Annotated in this window: 16 protein-coding genes and 1 other annotated feature; of the genes, 9 read left to right on the top strand and 7 right to left on the bottom strand. The window is 45.7% G+C overall.

What is annotated here, in order from left to right:
* Window positions 1-112: 112 nt before the first annotated feature.
* Window positions 113-1912: a M3 family oligoendopeptidase gene (locus MHI06_RS24375; protein WP_340399379.1), complete on the top strand. Its 1800-nt coding sequence runs from the start codon at window positions 113-115 to the stop codon at window positions 1910-1912.
* Between the two features lie 276 nt (window positions 1913-2188).
* On the top strand, window positions 2189-2599 hold the full coding sequence (locus MHI06_RS24370) for an O-methyltransferase (RefSeq protein ID WP_340399378.1): 411 nt from the start codon (window positions 2189-2191) through the stop codon (window positions 2597-2599).
* Between the two features lie 84 nt (window positions 2600-2683).
* Here the strand turns inward: MHI06_RS24370 and MHI06_RS24365 are convergent, their stop codons facing one another.
* Both MHI06_RS24365 and MHI06_RS24360 read right to left on the bottom strand, forming a co-directional pair.
* Window positions 2684-2917 carry an alpha/beta-type small acid-soluble spore protein gene (locus MHI06_RS24365; protein WP_047841310.1) on the bottom strand — a complete coding sequence of 78 codons (234 nt, stop codon included), beginning with the start codon at window positions 2915-2917 and terminating at the stop codon, window positions 2684-2686.
* A gap of 205 nt (window positions 2918-3122) precedes the next feature.
* The gene (locus MHI06_RS24360; RefSeq protein WP_340399377.1) at window positions 3123-4097 is read right to left on the bottom strand and encodes an aldose 1-epimerase; all 975 of its coding nucleotides are present in this window, start codon (window positions 4095-4097) and stop codon (window positions 3123-3125) included.
* A gap of 245 nt (window positions 4098-4342) precedes the next feature.
* Window positions 4343-4609: a binding site (T-box leader), on the top strand.
* A gap of 74 nt (window positions 4610-4683) precedes the next feature.
* Here MHI06_RS24360 and trpS point away from each other — a divergent pair.
* The gene (gene trpS, locus MHI06_RS24355; RefSeq protein ID WP_169480646.1) at window positions 4684-5676 is read left to right on the top strand and encodes a tryptophan--tRNA ligase; all 993 of its coding nucleotides are present in this window, start codon (window positions 4684-4686) and stop codon (window positions 5674-5676) included.
* A 116-nt stretch (window positions 5677-5792) separates the two neighbouring features.
* On the opposite strand, the gene MHI06_RS24350 is transcribed toward trpS, so the two are convergent.
* On the bottom strand, window positions 5793-5993 hold the full coding sequence (locus MHI06_RS24350) for a hypothetical protein (protein ID WP_340399376.1): 201 nt from the start codon (window positions 5991-5993) through the stop codon (window positions 5793-5795).
* A 120-nt stretch (window positions 5994-6113) separates the two neighbouring features.
* On the opposite strand from MHI06_RS24350, the gene MHI06_RS24345 reads away from it, so the two are divergent.
* On the top strand, window positions 6114-6332 hold the full coding sequence (locus tag MHI06_RS24345; protein ID WP_017692386.1) for an alpha/beta-type small acid-soluble spore protein: 219 nt from the start codon (window positions 6114-6116) through the stop codon (window positions 6330-6332).
* 117 nt (window positions 6333-6449) lie between these two features.
* Here the strand turns inward: MHI06_RS24345 and MHI06_RS24340 are convergent, their stop codons facing one another.
* Window positions 6450-7430 (bottom strand): metal-dependent hydrolase, encoded by a 981-nt coding sequence (locus tag MHI06_RS24340; RefSeq protein WP_340399375.1) that lies wholly within the window; start codon window positions 7428-7430, stop codon window positions 6450-6452.
* A gap of 358 nt (window positions 7431-7788) precedes the next feature.
* Here MHI06_RS24340 and MHI06_RS24335 point away from each other — a divergent pair, with 358 nt between their 5' ends.
* Window positions 7789-8400 (top strand): SCO family protein, encoded by a 612-nt coding sequence (locus MHI06_RS24335; protein WP_340399374.1) that lies wholly within the window; start codon window positions 7789-7791, stop codon window positions 8398-8400.
* A 76-nt stretch (window positions 8401-8476) separates the two neighbouring features.
* Here the strand turns inward: MHI06_RS24335 and MHI06_RS24330 are convergent, their stop codons facing one another.
* The 3 genes from MHI06_RS24330 to MHI06_RS24320 form a co-directional block, all read right to left on the bottom strand.
* On the bottom strand, window positions 8477-8824 hold the full coding sequence (locus MHI06_RS24330) for a toprim domain-containing protein (RefSeq protein WP_062837991.1): 348 nt from the start codon (window positions 8822-8824) through the stop codon (window positions 8477-8479).
* A 168-nt stretch (window positions 8825-8992) separates the two neighbouring features.
* Window positions 8993-9181, bottom strand: coding sequence for a hypothetical protein (locus MHI06_RS24325; RefSeq protein WP_340399373.1), 189 nt, complete (start codon window positions 9179-9181; stop codon window positions 8993-8995).
* A gap of 175 nt (window positions 9182-9356) precedes the next feature.
* The gene (locus MHI06_RS24320; protein WP_340399372.1) at window positions 9357-10532 is read right to left on the bottom strand and encodes an MFS transporter; all 1176 of its coding nucleotides are present in this window, start codon (window positions 10530-10532) and stop codon (window positions 9357-9359) included.
* 190 nt (window positions 10533-10722) lie between these two features.
* On the opposite strand from MHI06_RS24320, the gene MHI06_RS24315 reads away from it, so the two are divergent.
* The 4 genes from MHI06_RS24315 to MHI06_RS24300 all read left to right on the top strand — a co-directional run bounded on the left by MHI06_RS24315 (window position 10723) and on the right by MHI06_RS24300 (window position 16852).
* Window positions 10723-11205, top strand: coding sequence for an ATPase (locus MHI06_RS24315; RefSeq protein ID WP_211175629.1), 483 nt, complete (start codon window positions 10723-10725; stop codon window positions 11203-11205).
* An 18-nt stretch (window positions 11206-11223) separates the two neighbouring features.
* Window positions 11224-12369, top strand: a complete 1146-nt coding sequence (locus MHI06_RS24310) for a transglutaminase domain-containing protein (protein WP_340399371.1) — start codon at window positions 11224-11226, stop codon at window positions 12367-12369.
* A gap of 104 nt (window positions 12370-12473) precedes the next feature.
* Complete coding sequence (locus MHI06_RS24305) at window positions 12474-14504, top strand: penicillin-binding transpeptidase domain-containing protein (RefSeq protein ID WP_340399370.1); 2031 nt, start codon at window positions 12474-12476, stop codon at window positions 14502-14504.
* Between the two features lie 371 nt (window positions 14505-14875).
* Complete coding sequence (locus MHI06_RS24300; protein WP_340399369.1) at window positions 14876-16852, top strand: penicillin-binding protein 2; 1977 nt, start codon at window positions 14876-14878, stop codon at window positions 16850-16852.
* Window positions 16853-17185: the final 333 nt, after the last annotated feature.

The raw sequence follows: 17185 nt of genomic DNA, 5'->3' as shown, positions 1-17185 counted from the left end.
ACCTCCTGAGAGTTGCTATAAGTATTTCTCTAGTATAGAGATACAGCACACAGAAAACCAGTTTTTAATTCAAGTATAACCATCCAATCTATAGAGAGAGGTGCCTTATTAAATGAAAACGCCATTACACCCCGTATGGGATCTGGAGTCCATTTTTAGTGGAGGTTCTTCCTCCGAAACATTCGCTGCGTATCTGATTGAACTGGAAGAGGATGTACGCAAACTGCAACATCTGTTGAACGAAACATCCGCTCCGGCTTCATTAGAAGAGACGGCTGCATTTGATCCCATTTTGGAACTGCTGCAAAGCTGCTATGTCCGCATATCGGAAGGTTCTGCTTTTGTATCCTGCCTCTCATCACAAAACCAGAAGGACAAGAAGGCAACGCAGCTTCAGGGAGCCATCAGTTCCCTTGCTGCGATGCTGAATGGCAGTAAGTCGAAGTTCGATAATACACTTAGTCAGACATCGGATTCGGTGTGGGACGCGTGGATTGCTCGGGAAGATATCCAGCCGCTGGCATTTGTATTGAACGAGAGTCGTACGCTGGCTCGTGAGAAGCTGTCGCCGGAACTGGAAGGCCTTGCTCTGGATCTGGGTGTGGATGGTTACCATGGTTGGGGCAAATTCTATAATACGATTGTCAGCAAGGTAAACATTCCATTTGAGCAAGATGGGGAAACGGTGATGCTGTCCGCAGGACAGGCTGCCAACAAGCTGAGCGATAGTGATCGGAATGTACGCGAGACGGTATTCGCAAACTGGGAGCAGGCTTGGACGGATGTCGAAGATTTCTGTGCAGATACACTGAACCACCTCGCAGGATTCCGTCTGAAGTTATATGAGAAACGTGGCTGGGATGATATCCTCAAAGAACCTCTGGCCATCAACCGGATGTCTCGTCAAACACTGGATACGATGTGGGATGTGATTAACGGGGCGAAGCCTGCGCTTGTTCAATATCTGGAGCGCAAGGCAGAACTGCTGGGGGTAGACAAGCTGAGCTGGAGCGACGTAGAAGCACCTGTAGGCCAATCGAGTGGCAAAATCACTTACGATGAGGCAGCAATCAATATTGTTGAACAGTTTGCCAAGTTCAGTCCTAAACTTTCCTCGTTTGCAGAGATGGCTTTTGAGAAACGCTGGATCGAAGCAGAAGACCGTCCTGGCAAGCGTCCAGGAGGATTCTGTACGTCTTTGCCACTTAGCAAAGCAACTCGAATTTTCATGACCTTCTCCGGGACGCCGTCCAATGTGTCGACTCTTGCGCATGAACTTGGTCATGGGTATCATCAACACATTATGGAAGAGCTGCCCGCATTGAATCAGCGTTATGCGATGAATGTGGCCGAGACGGCTTCCACGTTTGCTGAACTGATTGTAGCAGATGCCCTGGTACAGGCGGCAACAGATGAACAAGAGAAGCTGGCGTTGCTGGAAGACAAGATACAGCGCAGTGTGGCGTTCTTTATGAATATCCATGCCCGGTTCCTGTTTGAGAATCGTTTCTATGAACAACGTAAAAAAGGCTTGGTTAACGCGGATGAGCTATCCAAATTAATGGTGGAGGCACAGGAGGAAGCGTTCTGTGGCGTGCTTGCATCAGATCATCCTCACTTCTGGGCATCTAAACTGCATTTCTACCTGACAGGTGTGCCATTCTATAACTTCCCATACACGTTTGGGTACATGTTCAGTGCGGGAATCTATGCGAGAGCACAGCAAGAAGGAACAGCATTTGCCGATAAATATGATGATTTGTTGCGGGATACAGGGCGAATGACAGTCGAAGAACTTGCTCAGAAACATCTGGGTACGGACCTGACACAACCGGATTTCTGGAAAAATGCTGCAGACTTGGTCATTGCCGATATTGAGCAGTTTCTACAGATGACAGCAATCGAAAAATAGGTTGGATATATATATGAAATGGCTGCAATCCGGTGTTTAACAGACACTGGATTGCAGCTTTTTTTGTTCAGAATCCTCATTTTCGATTCTCGAATATTTTGTCGTAATTAAGTGAAAAAGCTCAGTTTAAGGGAGTGGAATGGCAATTAATTGTGCAAATCATAGTTAGAAATACCCAACTTTGCCGTTGTTTGTTGAATGAGCACATATGATGTCATATAATGAGTCGTAAGTCCTTACCATATAGGACTATAAGCATATAAGGAGAGTGTTAATATGAAAATTGATGAGCTTTCATTAGCGAGACAGTTGGATCTGGTATTCAAAGAACTTGATAATGAGTTGTCAGGGTTAGATTCAGGAGTGGTTTTTGTGCAAATACGAAACAACGTAATTGGGAAATTCGGTATTCGACATAATCCGATAGCTGGACGAGATGGGCAGATGGATGTGGAGGAAGGGGGGCTGAACGAAACCCAGAGAACTTCTTTCCGGGCAATGGCACTGGAGACGTTGAAATTCAAACGCAATTGGACGCATGGCGAGATATCGTACGACTTCACAGTAAGACAAGGTATGATTTTGGTGGATGCAACAATGGAGTCTAATTACAATATGGCGAGCCTGATGATTCGTTACCCTAGAACCAATACATACAAGGATTCAGGTATGGAGTCGACCTCCTAACTAGTTGCACAAGAGAAAGCGGCACTTCCGAAGAAGGCCGCTTTTACTTTGGATTCTGCTCAGGCTCAAGCAAAAATTACGAGCTTACGAACGACCCGATAATTGCTGCTCAGCGATTTGCACCAGACGTTTAGTGATGTATCCACCCAGAGAACCTGTCTCACGGGAAGTATAGTTACCGTAGTAACCATCTTGTGGAATAGTTACACCCAGCTCTTGTGCAGCTTCAATTTTCAATTGTTGCAATGCTGCAGTTGCTTGGGGAACGACCAGGTTGTTGGAGCGGCTACCGCTACCTTGGTTTTGACTTCCGTACATATGTGTCACCTCCTTATGGGTTGGTGATGTTAGTATGGTTAGAGAATACGGAAATATACATGATATGGCGTAAGGGAAAATATGGATAATCAATAGTAGACATGTCACATCAAAAAGCCGACCCAATGCGGGTCGGCAAGTTGTATAAGGTTATAAAAAATATAGGGTGATATGCGAAAAGCAACATAGAGGATGATAAGCTCACTTAGTCTGTAGGAGGTATAACCTCGATACGTGTAAATAGCTCAACAGGCTGTTCCGGTTCCAGGCGAATTAACCCCGTCTGCTCATCCGATAAAGCCAAATTAGGTGCATCCGGGAGCCAAGTGTACGGTTCGATGCACAAGAACTGATCAGATTCACCTTTGGTAAAGAGAACCCAATGTTTGAAAACTGCTTCATCTGCTGAATATTTCAATGTATATCCATCTTGTCTGCGTAAGTAAGCCGTGGCTGGTTCACCTTCGGTAGCTTTCAACAAAGTATCCCAGTTGCGTCCCTGCATGTTGATGCCTTCGTTCAGAGCAGACCATTCACCTAGAGATTCTATTTCACCAGTAGGAAGTTGTTCTTCATTCTGTCCGTATAGGCCGGAAACAGGTACTTGTAATGTCCAGTCGGCAGGTTTGCCGTCTAGCAAAAACCATGTATGATATCCCATCCCAAAAGGAGCAGGTGTTGAGCTCAGATTGGTGACTCGCAGACGCTGGCTAAATACAGCATTTTGCAGACTGAACGTCATCTCAAGCTTCAAGGGAATCGGGAATTGAGCCATCCAGTGCTCTTCATTTTCAGTCAGTAATTCGGTTGTAATTGCACAGCCGTCTTCATCTTCCTCAATGTCACTGACACACCAGGATTGGGTACGGTGGAGACCGTGAATATGGTTGTCATTCGCCGTGTTCTGATCGAACTGGTAACGAACCCCTTCATATTCAAATTGTCCACGATGAATGCGCCCTGGTGGAATCAGGAGAGGAACGCCAAAATGGTACGGCTTCTGCAGATAAAAGGCAAGATCGTCTTCATCCGGACGGCGGACGACATCTCTGTCCTGCACTAAATCGCGAATAGAAATAATATTATTTCCAAGACGCGGCAGCAGGGTAATTTCCAATTCACGGCTATGTAGGATATACGTGTCGTAACCATTCCATTGGCCTTTGGTCACTTGTTTCATATCGATGCTCCTTTTCCCACTTGAAATCTGTCTGCAAGCAGTCGTGATGACGCTACTGCTGCAGGCGTGTCATTGTGTACATGCCAGCTATTTCCTGCCCGACTTCGTGTGAAGTTAACAATAGGATAAGCAATTCCATCATAACAGATTTTAGTGTGTCGGGTAAAAAAGTTCATCTCATTTTGACATTCGTGCCTGTGCGCATTAAGATGGAACTCTGAAAGCATTTATTAGAACTAAATGACAAGAAATCGATGACAGGGACAAGTAGGCCAAGAGAATCCTCTTCAGAAAGCCGGTGGTTGATGCAAACCGGTGTGAGCTCTTTACCGAATGGACCCTTGAGTGTGGATTTGAACAGGCGAAGCCGAAAGACGGGCTTGCCCCACTAGAGTCTGCCGTATAATCCACGTTACGGAACAATGAAGGCATTTCTTCAGCTTGACTGATCAGGGTCAGGGGCAATGGAAGAAAAGCGAATAAGGGTGGCACCACGGTCTCACGTCCCTTGCGGATGTGGGGCCTTTTTGCGTTCGCAGAGAATGGTGGGAGATTTTTATTTACAATCAGGGAGGCGTTATGTGCAATGAAAACAGTACTTTCAGGTATTCAACCGAGCGGCAAGCTCACATTGGGCAACTATATTGGTGCAATCAAAAACTTTGTAAAACTCCAGCATGACTATCAGTGTCATTTCATGGTGGTTGATCTTCACGCCATCACCGTGGCTCAGGAGCCAGCAGCATTACGTGAACAGTCAGAAGCTGTAGCTGCGCTGTTTATTGCAGCAGGTATTGACCCATCGAAATCTAATGTATTTCTGCAGTCCCATGTACCGCAACACGCGGAATTGGGCTGGTTGATGACGACGCTGACCTCCATGGGTGAGCTTGAACGCATGACTCAGTTTAAGGATAAATCATCCGGTAAAGATTCTGTTGGTGCCGGACTGTTCGTGTATCCGTCATTAATGGCAGCTGATATTTTGTTATACAATGCTGATCTTGTACCCGTGGGCGAGGATCAGAAGCAGCATCTGGAACTGACACGTGATCTGGCAGGACGCTTTAACCACCGTTACGGGGAGTACTTCACCATTCCAGATCCGTATATTCCACAGGTGGGTGCACGGGTAATGTCACTTGACGATGCTTCTTCGAAAATGAGCAAAAGTAACCCTAACGCTGGCAGCTATATTGCTCTACTCGATCCGCCAGATGTTATTCGCAAAAAAATCAGCCGTGCTACAACAGATTCGGGACGTGAAGTCGTATACGATCCAGCGAACAAACCTGAAGTTAGCAACCTGATGAGCATCTACGCTGAATGTGCGGGTATGACGCTTAAGGAAGTAGCTGAGCGTTATGAAGGCAAGATGTACGGTCCGTTCAAAAAGGAACTGGCTGAAGTGGTTGTGTCTGTTATTGAACCATTACAACAACGCTATAATGAGATTCGTGAGTCTGGCGAATTAGCCGATGTTCTCGATACGTCAGCGCGCCGCGCAGAAGAAGTTGCTGCTCAAACGCTGGATGCAGTGAAAGAACGTATGGGGTTTGTACCTAAACGCAAACTGTAGTGCTAAACAAGATTTTCATATGTAATGGCATGAATAGTTAACATGAATAAAGAGGAGCCCTATTGAAGGCTCCTCTTTATTTGTGCGTTCAAATATTAAGTTATAAAATGACCTGCTCAAGAAGTAGGCTCCGAAGCAGCCGAGCGAACTTCCTGACGTTCTTTTTTGGCACGAATCACAAATCCCCAGCCAATGTTGGCCATGGACAGGACAAATAGTAGTGCGGCTAACCAACCGGAGTAGGAGATCGTAATTGCTGTAACCGCTAACAAGATAATCGAAGAGAATGCGAACCACAAGGATAAGCCTTTGCTCATTGGGAAAAACCTCCATCTACAAATTTAGTAAAATTCCGTATAACCTGAAGCGTACGAGCCATAATAATCTTGCAAGCTTGCAATTACATTACAGACACAGATTGAAGGGAGATTATAAATATGGCTCAAGGATCTCGTTCTAACAACTTGGTGGTACCTCAGGCAAATTCAGCACTGCAACAATTGAAAATCGAGGCTGCACAGGAACTGGGTGTAACTATCCCGCAAGACGGTTACTATGGTAACTACACTTCCCGTGAAACAGGATCTTTGGGTGGATATATCACCAAACGTCTGGTACAAATCGCTGAGCAGTCTCTGGCTGGGTCTGGCAAATAATTTATCTTAACCAAACAGCAACCAAACAGGATAAACAGAAAGCCCGGGGCGGAAACGCTCCGGGCTTTCTCGCGTATCAGTTCCTATGTCTGATTGTGCCTTGCCATGCTCGCTTCGTCAAGGGCGTGCGGATAAAAGTTTTTTATCCATCTTCTCATCGCTTAACCAGCCTACATACGTATCAATCGTTTCAAAATTTCGATCCATTACGACTACAGCGACAAATGGATATTGTTTACGGTGTCGATAACGCACATCAGCCCAGCGTACCTTGTAACCTGCAGGCAATTCTTCAACCTCGGCCACCGCATAGGAAGTGAAATAGAGGAAGGCACTAACTTCCGGCGATTTGCGTGAAGCAGCAACCGCCGCATGAGTAGAAGACGACGCGTGCAGACTCCATATCAGATTAGAACCATCCATTTTACCAATCTCATAACTGCCGTCCTCCACTCTTTTAACCACATGCCAGCGGTTCCAGGATATCGTCGGAATGACGATGTACCTTGCTCGCTCTGGGCTGTTGTCGAGACGACGAACCTTTCTGACCGCTTGTGCACGAGCAATCGTCCGCCATATATAATATAAACCGGTCAAGCTATACAACGTAACGAAGAGTGGTGCAGGGGCGATCAGGTCAAAGGCCCATAACAGGATAGCCACGACATGCGTGGAGAATAGAAACGGATCAAAAATATGAATGATGTTCCAGGCGATCCAGCGTTCCGTAAAAGGCCGGGCGGCTTGGGTTCCATAGGTGTTGAACAGATCAGTGAATACGTGAACGCCTACGGCTACAGCGGTCCAAGTGGCAACGTGTCCAATAGGGACACCAGGGAATATCAGTGCAATGACGCCGGTGATGAGCAGAACCCATAACAGGAGAAATGGCAGAGAGTGTGACAAGCCCCGATGATTCCGAATGTAAAGCGAATTGCTTTTGAGACGTAACGCAGTATCGATGTCAGGGGCCTGGGAACCAGCGATCGTGCCAACCATTACCGCAGCTGCAAGCATAGGGCTTGCTGCGACGACAGGATCGACATAAGCGAGACCGGCTAAACCAATCCCCATGACAAAATGTGTAGAGGTATCCATAAACGTCTCCTTTGTGTGGTGTATCGTTGTAAGGCATATTGCTTCTCTATCTAGGTGATACCCATATATAGTGTATAATATCCGCCTGTCAGGATGCAAAAATCCCCAAATTTCAAATTGGTGACAATAAATGTATTATAACCAATAAATGTACGCAGTTTGTCAAACTATTTCGGTACAACACTAAAATAATGTATGGGCATTGTTTCTTTAAACCGTTACAATAATATAGAATCTCATAAATAGTAGGTTTTTTTGAATACATATGTCACAGTAGATGGATAAAGCGAAACGAACGTGATTTTGAATCACATATGTATGCGTATTCATAAGAGAAGATACAGAAGGGACGAGGAAGATGCTGAAAAAGTACAAATGGACATGGATGCTGCTCGGGCTCGCACTGATTATGGCTGTGTATCTGATGTGGGGTACCGTATTTGCCAGCAAAGAAAAATTACCCGAGATTCGTGAAATTCAATCTTTTTCCATGGAAAATGTAGATGGCAGTACAGTATCCCTGGAGGATACTCAAGGGAAAGTCCGTTTGTTCTACTTTTATTTCACCAGTTGTCCGGATGTCTGCCCTATTACGACGTTTACGTTATCCCAGGTGCAGGATCTGTTGAAAGAGGACGACACCTTCGGTAAAGATGTCTCGTTTGTATCCATTTCATTCGACCCGAAAGTCGATACAAGAGAGAAGATTAAGACATTCGCGGACCGCTTCCATGCGGATTATTCCGGGTGGTACTTCTTGCGAGGCGATATGGACAAAACCAAACAGTTCGCCAGGGATTCATTCCAAATCCTGATCGAAGGAGAGACTAAGGATGATTTTGCCCATATGAACATGATTGGTCTGGTGGATGAGAATAACCAGCTGCGCAAGGTATATAATGCGTTTAATACAGAGGACGTTGTTCCTGCTGTAATCGTCGAGGATATTCGAAATCTGATCAAGGAATAGTCATCTGATCTTCATATTGTAAAGGCTGCCTTCAGGTTGGATATCAACCGAAAGGCAGCCTTTTTGGTATTTCATTTTAAAAGGAAGGATGTTCAGGGTATTGGATGTATGTCTCTAACCCGGCTTTCTCCAGCTGGGCAATGATATACTCATCAGGTGTTCCTTCCACCCCCGCATATCCTCGTCGTGTATACATCTGTACTGCATCTGGGAAAGCATCCCGAAGCACACCTCTAATTTTTTTGCCGGAACTGTCATTATCCATAAATAAAAAGACTTCATCATATCCGACTTGTTTGCGCAGAGTCTCGAGCTTGAGTGAATTAAGTGTTCCAAACGTGCATAAGATGTTGATTTCGGGTCCAACCAAACGTTTCAGTTTGCTTCGATCATTCTTACCTTCCACAATGACATGAATAGGCATGATATTCACCTCTTGTTCGAGAGCTTATGTCGACATTCCCCGGGAAATGTTGCAGCGAAAATCGACTGATTATATAAAATGGACTCCTTTTCTTTACACGTTTGCTAACTGGATAGAACAACCCATCAAGACAATTCTCTGAAATCTTATTTGATGTGCATCATTAGGTCAGTAATAGCTGGCAGTGGCCGTTACGGTTACGGATCGTTCCTTCGATCGCTGTTGTCTCCAAATTTCTGTTTGAATTTTTATAGGTTGAAATATGGAGACAAAGGCGAACGCTACCGCTTCTTCAAAATCGATTCCGTCCCCTTCACTACTTTTGGCTAATCGTTCAACCTTAATGATGATCTTCAATAAGATAAAACCTTCGGTGATTGTGAAAGATAGATTTCCCAGTTAGCTTTACTAACGTGTAAAACGTTAGTCCATTTTATATAGTTTAGCTGTAAATGGGGGAATGATGCAAAGCTAATGAAAATACTGGCCTAATTGCTGTCATAACGGTAAGGATACAGAGACTGATTGAAATTTAATTTAATATACTTTTCGGATCGGACAGAGAAGCTTCGCGTCTGGATGTATAGTATGGAAGCAACAGCATACCAATCATTAACAGAACAAAGGCAATGAAATAGGGTGATAACCCGACACGCAGTTGTCCAGCTGTGATGGGGCCGATAAAAGAACCAATGGAGGTGGCGATGGATTGCAGTGAGAAAATGCGCCCCAACTTGCTTCCGCCGCTCAGACGGATAAATAGGGTAGCCATAGCTGGAAAGATAATGCCTTTAGACATCCCGAGTACAAATAATACGGTGGACAACGGAATTTGTGGAATGGCTGCCATCACAAAAAAACATAAGGACATCAGTAGCACGCCCGCGACCAGACGCAGTTTGGGGGAATACCGGTTGAGAAATAACATACTGAGTGTGAAGAGTGCCCCAATACTGATAATAGAGAACAGTAGTCCGGTAGACATCATGGAGGAATGTCCTCCTCCTCGCAGGGGTAATTCGAAGAAGAGAATCCCTTGAGCACAGGCAATTACCAGAGGCAAGGCAAAGTATCGCCAGGACACTGGCAGGAATGAACTTGTGGCATTTGCTGGTGAAACATCAGGTTTAGCAGGTTCAGTTACTCTCTCATGCTGCTTGACGATACCACGCGGCATGGTCATGAAAGCAATGACACCTGTGAGAATAAGAAGATAACCCAAGCCTGAGAATGTAGCAGAGAATCCCATGGAACCCACAATGATCGCACCGGCTGCTGGCGATACAACAGAGGCGAGGGTATGCACTACCCCGTGACCCGACATATACTTCCCCTGTTTCACCGGATCGCTGGATAACTGTGCAAGCAAGGCGAGACATGCGGGAGACAGGAAGGCCAGTACAAAACCACTGATGGAACGCAGGGCGAGCAGTTGCCATGGCGTATGGACATGGGCTTGCAAGAGCAGGATGAACCCTGCACCAAGCAGGCTGAATACAATGTAGCGGCGACTCCCGTGTTTATCAATTTGTGTTCCGGCAATCAGGTTGCCAGGAAGATGCGTTAAGGAATAGATGCCCATCATCCAGCCGATGAATGTAGGGGCAGCTCCAAGCGAGATGGCAAAAGGGGTCAGAATGGGATACTGGGCGTGCAAATCAAATACCGCAAGGAACAAAAACAGGTATAGCCAGATGGCCGTTTTCACATAAGCCCCTCCTTGTTAAGCGATGCATGTTCAAGCTACAGATCTAGAACGTGTTCCCCGTTCGCTAGCAGAACCTCATGGTACTACTTGTACGCCCGGCGGGACGAACTTAGACCGTTTATTTTTACGGGAGAGGGCTTAGCTGACAGCAGCTTCGGAAATCATGTATAATATTCGGGAAGTGTAACGAATGAATTCTAATACGGAAGGTGTAGTCATGAACATAGAAGTAATCAAAGAGTTTTTGATGCAGAACTGGCTGGTGATCGTGGTTGCGTTGATCATTTTGTTCTTTGTTCTGAATGTGGTCAAAACCGTATTGAAATGGGCGATTGCCATCATCATTATTGCGGCTCTACTGATATACAGCGGCATCTCCATTGATCAGATCAAACAGACAGTGACAGACGTACAATCCAGTACGATGGACACATTGAAGAAAGAAGCGACCAGCATGATGCTGAAGGAAGCTTCCAAAGCGACATACGTTAAAGGACAGGATGGAGCATTCACCATCACAAGTCCCAACGTAGAAATTAAAGGCCGAACTCAATCGGATAAAGTCGATGTGACCTTCCGCGGAATTTCTCTTGGTGAATGGAAACTCGACAATGAAACGATACGTACGTTTGTCGAACAGGCACAGGAGAACAAAACAGCACCAGCATCGTAGTAAAGGGGGAATCAGTTCGTGCTGCAGAATTGGCTGGACAGCCTGAAGGAGTTTAATGGCATTACGATTATGCTGCTGCTGATTGTAGCTGCTTCATTGTTGCAGGGGTGGTCCAGAGGGGCATCGCGTTCAGCAGGCAGACTCTTCGGGTTCCTGATGGATGGCATTATGGCGGTGATTGGTATTCTGTTGTCGATCGGTTTAACGATGTGGCTTGCGCCATATGTGCAGCAGTGGCTGTCTGCGTATGCTTCAGCCATGCCTAACCGCGAGTTAAACCGGGGGGAACAGATGTATTATACGTTGGTTACGGCGATTGCAGATTTTCCGCTGATGCGGTTCGCTGTATTATTTGTACTCAGCTACGGACTCATCCGACTGATTCTCGGATTGCTGTCTTCATTTATGTTTAGAAGCAGGCAGGGACTAACAGAGGAAAGTGCACCTAAAGGTATGTTTAGCCGGTTGACAGGTGCCTTGATTGGCACGATCATAGGCTCCGTCCGCGGAATGATTGTCATTGCGGTGCTGTTCATGATTGTCAGTCTCTACCCTGGGAGCATGTTCAGTCGATATGTGGAGGCATCTCCCATCTATATGCAAGGGGCTAAATCGGTCATCGAACCGTTGTCCGGTACGTTCATCAAGGACAAGCTACCCGTATTTACACAGGCTGTGCAAAAGGAACTGGGCGGTATCTTGCAACGCAAATATGAAGTCATTGACCATAATATTCCGACGGACATTGAATCTGCAGCGAGTGAGATTGTGAAAGGCCAATCGACAGATGAAGCCAAAGCAAGAGCACTATACGACTGGGTAGGTTCACGGATTCAGTATGACTATGGTAAAGTGGATGATTATGAGCAAAAGGGCATATGGCATGAACAGAATCCGCAGAATACTTTTGATACACGCAAAGGCGTATGTATTGATTATGCCCGTCTCTATGCTGTTATGGCCCGTTCACAAGGGCTCGAAGTCAAAGTCGTTACAGGACTTGGGTATAACGGCCAGGGCGGATATGGTCCGCATGCGTGGAATGAAGTGTATCTAAGTGATTCCGAGAGCTGGGTTCCCCTTGATCCGACGTGGGCAATCAGTGGAGATTGGTTTAATCCTCCGAATTTTGCCGACACTCACCTAAAGGATCAATCAGCTTAACATTACAACGGACATGGGTCCGTATATGACGACGTTGCCAGGTTATCATGCCGGAAAGAACCAGTTTGAGCGGTATGCATCAAGTCATGAAAGAGGTAGGATGAATGAAAAAGCATTCCAATGAGAAGGACGAACTTACGGACAAACGGCGCTTTAGCTACCGAATGAACGTATTTTTCTTCGCTTCCTTTGTTATTTTTAGCGTTATTATTGTACGATTGGCGTTTTTGCAATTCGTGGAAGGACCTGAACTCAGTCAGGAAGAAGCGAGTAACATTACCAAGGATGTACCGCTCCCTCCCGTGAGGGGAACGATCTATGACTCCACAGGTGAAGTAAAGTTGGCTTATTCCAAGCCCATTCAGTCTCTCTACCTGACACTTTATAAAAACTATGGGGATGTGGGTGGTCAGCCGAGTCCGAATATTGGGGAAGTGCAAGACATTGCAACCCGGTTGCATGATGTATTTGAACAGTACAAGCTGAAGGATTCAGAGCCACTTACGGTGGAACAAATTCTCGAAGAGATGGACCTAAATTCACGCAAGGCGAACGGTTTTATGCCGCGTCTGATCAAGAGTGATCTGTCCGAGGAAGAGGTAGCTTATTTCCTACAGCATAAGGACGAGTTCAAAGGGATTCAGATCGTCGAGGAGAGTGTACGATTCTACGATCCGGATACGGTAGCGGTTCAGACAATCGGTTATCTGAAGAAGTTCAGAAGTTCGAAGGCCCTGGACAAATACAAAGAGGTAGACGAGGCTAATAAAACGCAAACGGATCCGGGCCTGGTGTATACGGAAAATGAATTTGTAGGCTTTGATGGACTGGAGTTGCAATATCAGGATGCTCTCCGTGGCAAAAGCGGATATACGTCCGTTGATGTTGATTTACGTAACTTGCCTGAAGGTGTGGCTGGTTCTACCCCGCCGGAGAAAGGTTACGACCTGATTTCCAGTATTAACAAGAACGTTCAGGTGAAAACAGAACAGGCCATCCTGGATCAGTTGAGTTGGCTTCATCGGAATCCGGTTTCCGGTAAATTACATCCGAATGCAAAGACCGGATTTGCAGTTGCGATGGAAGTGGATACGGGGAAAATCGTATCTGCTGCCAGTATGCCGGATTATGATACCAACATCTGGAGAACAGGCAGTATCACAAATGATCAGTATGATGATATCAAATATGTGTATCAAAATGGTACGATTCGTTCATTCCCTCCGGATGATTCTAAAAAGCGAGCCGAATCGATCGTACTACTCGGCTCCACCATCAAACCGCTTAGTGTCTTGATCGGTTTGAAAGAAGGGTTCTTCACAACAAATACCGTTTATTCGGATAGAGGTTCAACAACCTTTGGTGGGGACAACCGCAGAGTTCAGAACTCATCGGGGCATGTGTACGGTGCGATGCGTCCGCATGATGCGATTCGTCATTCCTCGAACGTATTCATGATTGATGAGATTGGGAAGAAGTTGTACTCAAAATACGGTGCGACCGGAATTGACAAATGGGATGAATACATGAAGCAGTTCGGCCTTGGAGTATCCACAGGGGTGGATCTGCCGAATGAATTCCTGGGAATACGGGATTACATGAATACCACGGAAAGCTCGCTGACGCGTCTCGTGTATGGGTCCTTTGGACAACAGGGGAAATATACAACCATGCAGTTAGCACAATACACGACGATGCTTGCGAATAAAGGTAAACGTATGGAGCCGCAACTGGTTAGCGAGTTCCGGGATTCGGAAGGCAACGTGGTTGAGAAAGTAAAACCGAAGGTACTCAGCACGGTGGAGTTTAACGATTCCTACTGGAACGAAGTACAACGAGGCATGGCAACCGAGGTATCCGCATTTAGCGGATTCCCTTACGATTTTGCCAGAAAAACAGGAACATCGACACAGGTAGTAGGTGGCAAACTCGTGGATAATGGGGTGTTTATCGCCTATGCACCACGTAATAATCCGAAGCTTGCTGTTGCTGTAGTTATTCCCGAAGGGGGCTTTGGTTCGAGCAGTGCGGCTCCGGTTGCACGTGCGATCTTTGATGCCTATGACGAGGAATTTGGTCTCGACGGTGTACCGAAAAAAGACAAAAACAAAGAATCAGAATCAGGCACACAGTGATGTGAGGCATTGGTTACAGAGGGGACCCTTCGCAGGGTCCTCTTTTTTGTTTTCACGCAGAGCTTGGATCGAGGGAGTGAACTAATTAATTGCATTAATGTGTAACCAAATGAACTGTATCACGTTTATATAAGGGAAGGGTAAACGCTTTCGACAAAACGGAATAACGTTGATATGTCAGTGTTTACATTTAAATCGGTAGATGGGTGAGTGTAACGGTTATGTTTACGAAAATGTAACCAAAAATTGAAAGACGTGACAGCTAACCTTTGGTAGACTTGGTTGAGAAAGGATTAAATAAGGGATTGAACACATGCACAATATGGATTAGATATTATATTTTTTATAGAGGAACGGGAGAGGCTTAAAACATGTTTAACCGATTGAAGAAGAAACCCATGGCTGAGGAAGATGCACCCGTCAACAAGCCTTCCGGCGCAAGGCTGAATCTGTTTTTTTTCGCGGCATTTGTCATATTCAGTATCCTCATATTCAGATTGGCCTTTGTGCAATTTGTGGAGGGTCCCGAACTGACGTATATGGAAACGAGTCGTAATACCAAAGACATTCCACTCGCCCCTGTTCGTGGTCCCATCTATGATGCAACAGGAGAAGTGGCGCTCGCTTATTCCGAACCTGTACAGTCCCTCTATGTGTTGTTATATGAGGATTATCGGAATGATGAACGTAGACAGGAAGCAGAGGAACTGGCTCATGATCTGGCGGCTGTGTTTAAGCAGTTTAATCCAGGGGACAAGGAGCAGCTGGATGCGGAAGAGATCATCAAACGACTGGATCTGGATTATCAGAAAACGTTCGGGTATGTGCCAAGATTGGTGAAGTCGGATCTATCGACAAAAGAGATTGCCTTTTTTATGGAGAAAAAAGCAGATTATCCGGGCGTTATGGTGCTGGAAGAAAACATTAGAAAATATGACCCGGATGGTGTAGCCGTTCAGGTTGTAGGTTATACAAGAGAGTTCAAACGGGCACCAGATTCCATTGCCAAATACAAAGCCATCCGTGAGGGGGCAAGTACCCAGCGTGATCCTGGGCTTGTGTATCATGAGGAAGAGAAGGTTGGGTTTGATGGATTGGAGCTGCAATATCAGGAAGAACTCCGTGGACGAAGCGGCTACCAGTCCATTGATATTGACGCACGTAATCTGCCGGATGGAACGATGTTACAAACTCCGCCAGAGAAAGGCTACAGTCTGGTTTCCACCATTAACAAGGAAATTCAAATGGCCGCACAAGAGGCGATAACGGACGAACTGCGCAGACTTCCGAAGGCGATTACCGGATACGCAGTAGCCATGGAAGTGGATACAGGAAATGTGGTAGCTATGGCAAGTATGCCGGATTATGATCCGAACGATTGGGATTATGACAAAATTAAATATGTATTCCGGAATGGAACCACCGAGTCGTTCCCGCCGAATGATGCCAAGCCTAGTCGGGCGGAATCCGTTATACTTCTTGGATCAGTAATTAAGCCGCTAAGTGTGCTGATTGGATTGAAAGAGGGATTATTTACAGCAGGACAGACCTATCATGATCCGGGATATGCTATCTTGGGGAAAGACGGACGACAAGTGAAGAACTCGCATTCTGCTTATAATGGTTCTATCACCGCCAGAAGAGCGATTGAAAAATCCTCCAATGCCTTCATGATCGATATGGTAGGTAAACGTTTGTTAAGCAAATATGGCTCCACTAAGGGTATTCAAATCTGGGACGAGCATATGAAAGAATTCGGATTGGGTGTGTCCACTGGTGTAGATCTGCCTAATGAATTTCTGGGTAGGCTAGAATATAATAATGAAGACGAATCAGCTCTAACACGTTTGGCATTTGCCTCCTTTGGACAGCAAGCCAAGTACACTACAATGCAACTCGCCCAATACACGACGATGCTTGCCAATAAGGGCAAACGGATGGAACCGCATCTGGTGAAGGAAATCCGTGACGCGGACGGCAATGTGGTGAAAGAGATTAAACCTAAAGTGCTCAATGAAGTTGATTTTGCCGATGCGCACTGGAATGAAGTTCATAAAGGTATGGTTACCAAAGTAAGCTCATTTGACGGTTTCCCTTACGATTATGCCCGGAAAACAGGAACATCAGAGCAGGGGACCGGACCGAACAAAAAAGAAAATGGTGTATTTATTGCCTTTGCACCACGGGATAATCCGAAGCTGGCTGTAGCGGTTGTGGTACCGGAAGGTGGGTTCGGGTCAGTCAGTGCTTCGCCAATTGCACGGAAAATTTTCGATGCATACGATGAAGTATATGGTCTCGATGGAACGCCGAAAGGCAAGAAAGATCAGAAGCAAGACCAAGAGTAAGTAATACTGAATATTGAAATGCACTGATATGCAGTGAATGAATTAGATTTGATTTGCAGAGGCAGGGGAGTTTCCCTTGCCTTTTTTGGATACTGCTTGCTTTGAAGGCATGAATGGTTAGTTCGATATAGAACATATATCTATCTTGATGTGTCATCCTTCTGATTACGGGTTATTTTGTTGCATACAGATGATCTGTGGTAAAATGTCGTTAGCTGTGACGTCCGGAGCGTCCGTTTTACGGATGCCGGGCGATCTTGTTGTGAAAGAATGTTTAAAATTAGATAAAGAGAACCTTTAAGTTGAGCTGGAGAACCATTGTGGAACGGAGAG

The sequence above is a fragment of the Paenibacillus sp. FSL H8-0079 genome (assembly GCF_037991315.1).
Lineage (GTDB): Bacteria > Bacillota > Bacilli > Paenibacillales > Paenibacillaceae > Paenibacillus.
The sequence above is the reverse complement of the archived record's forward strand: the minus strand, read 5'-3'. Positions and strand labels throughout refer to the sequence as shown.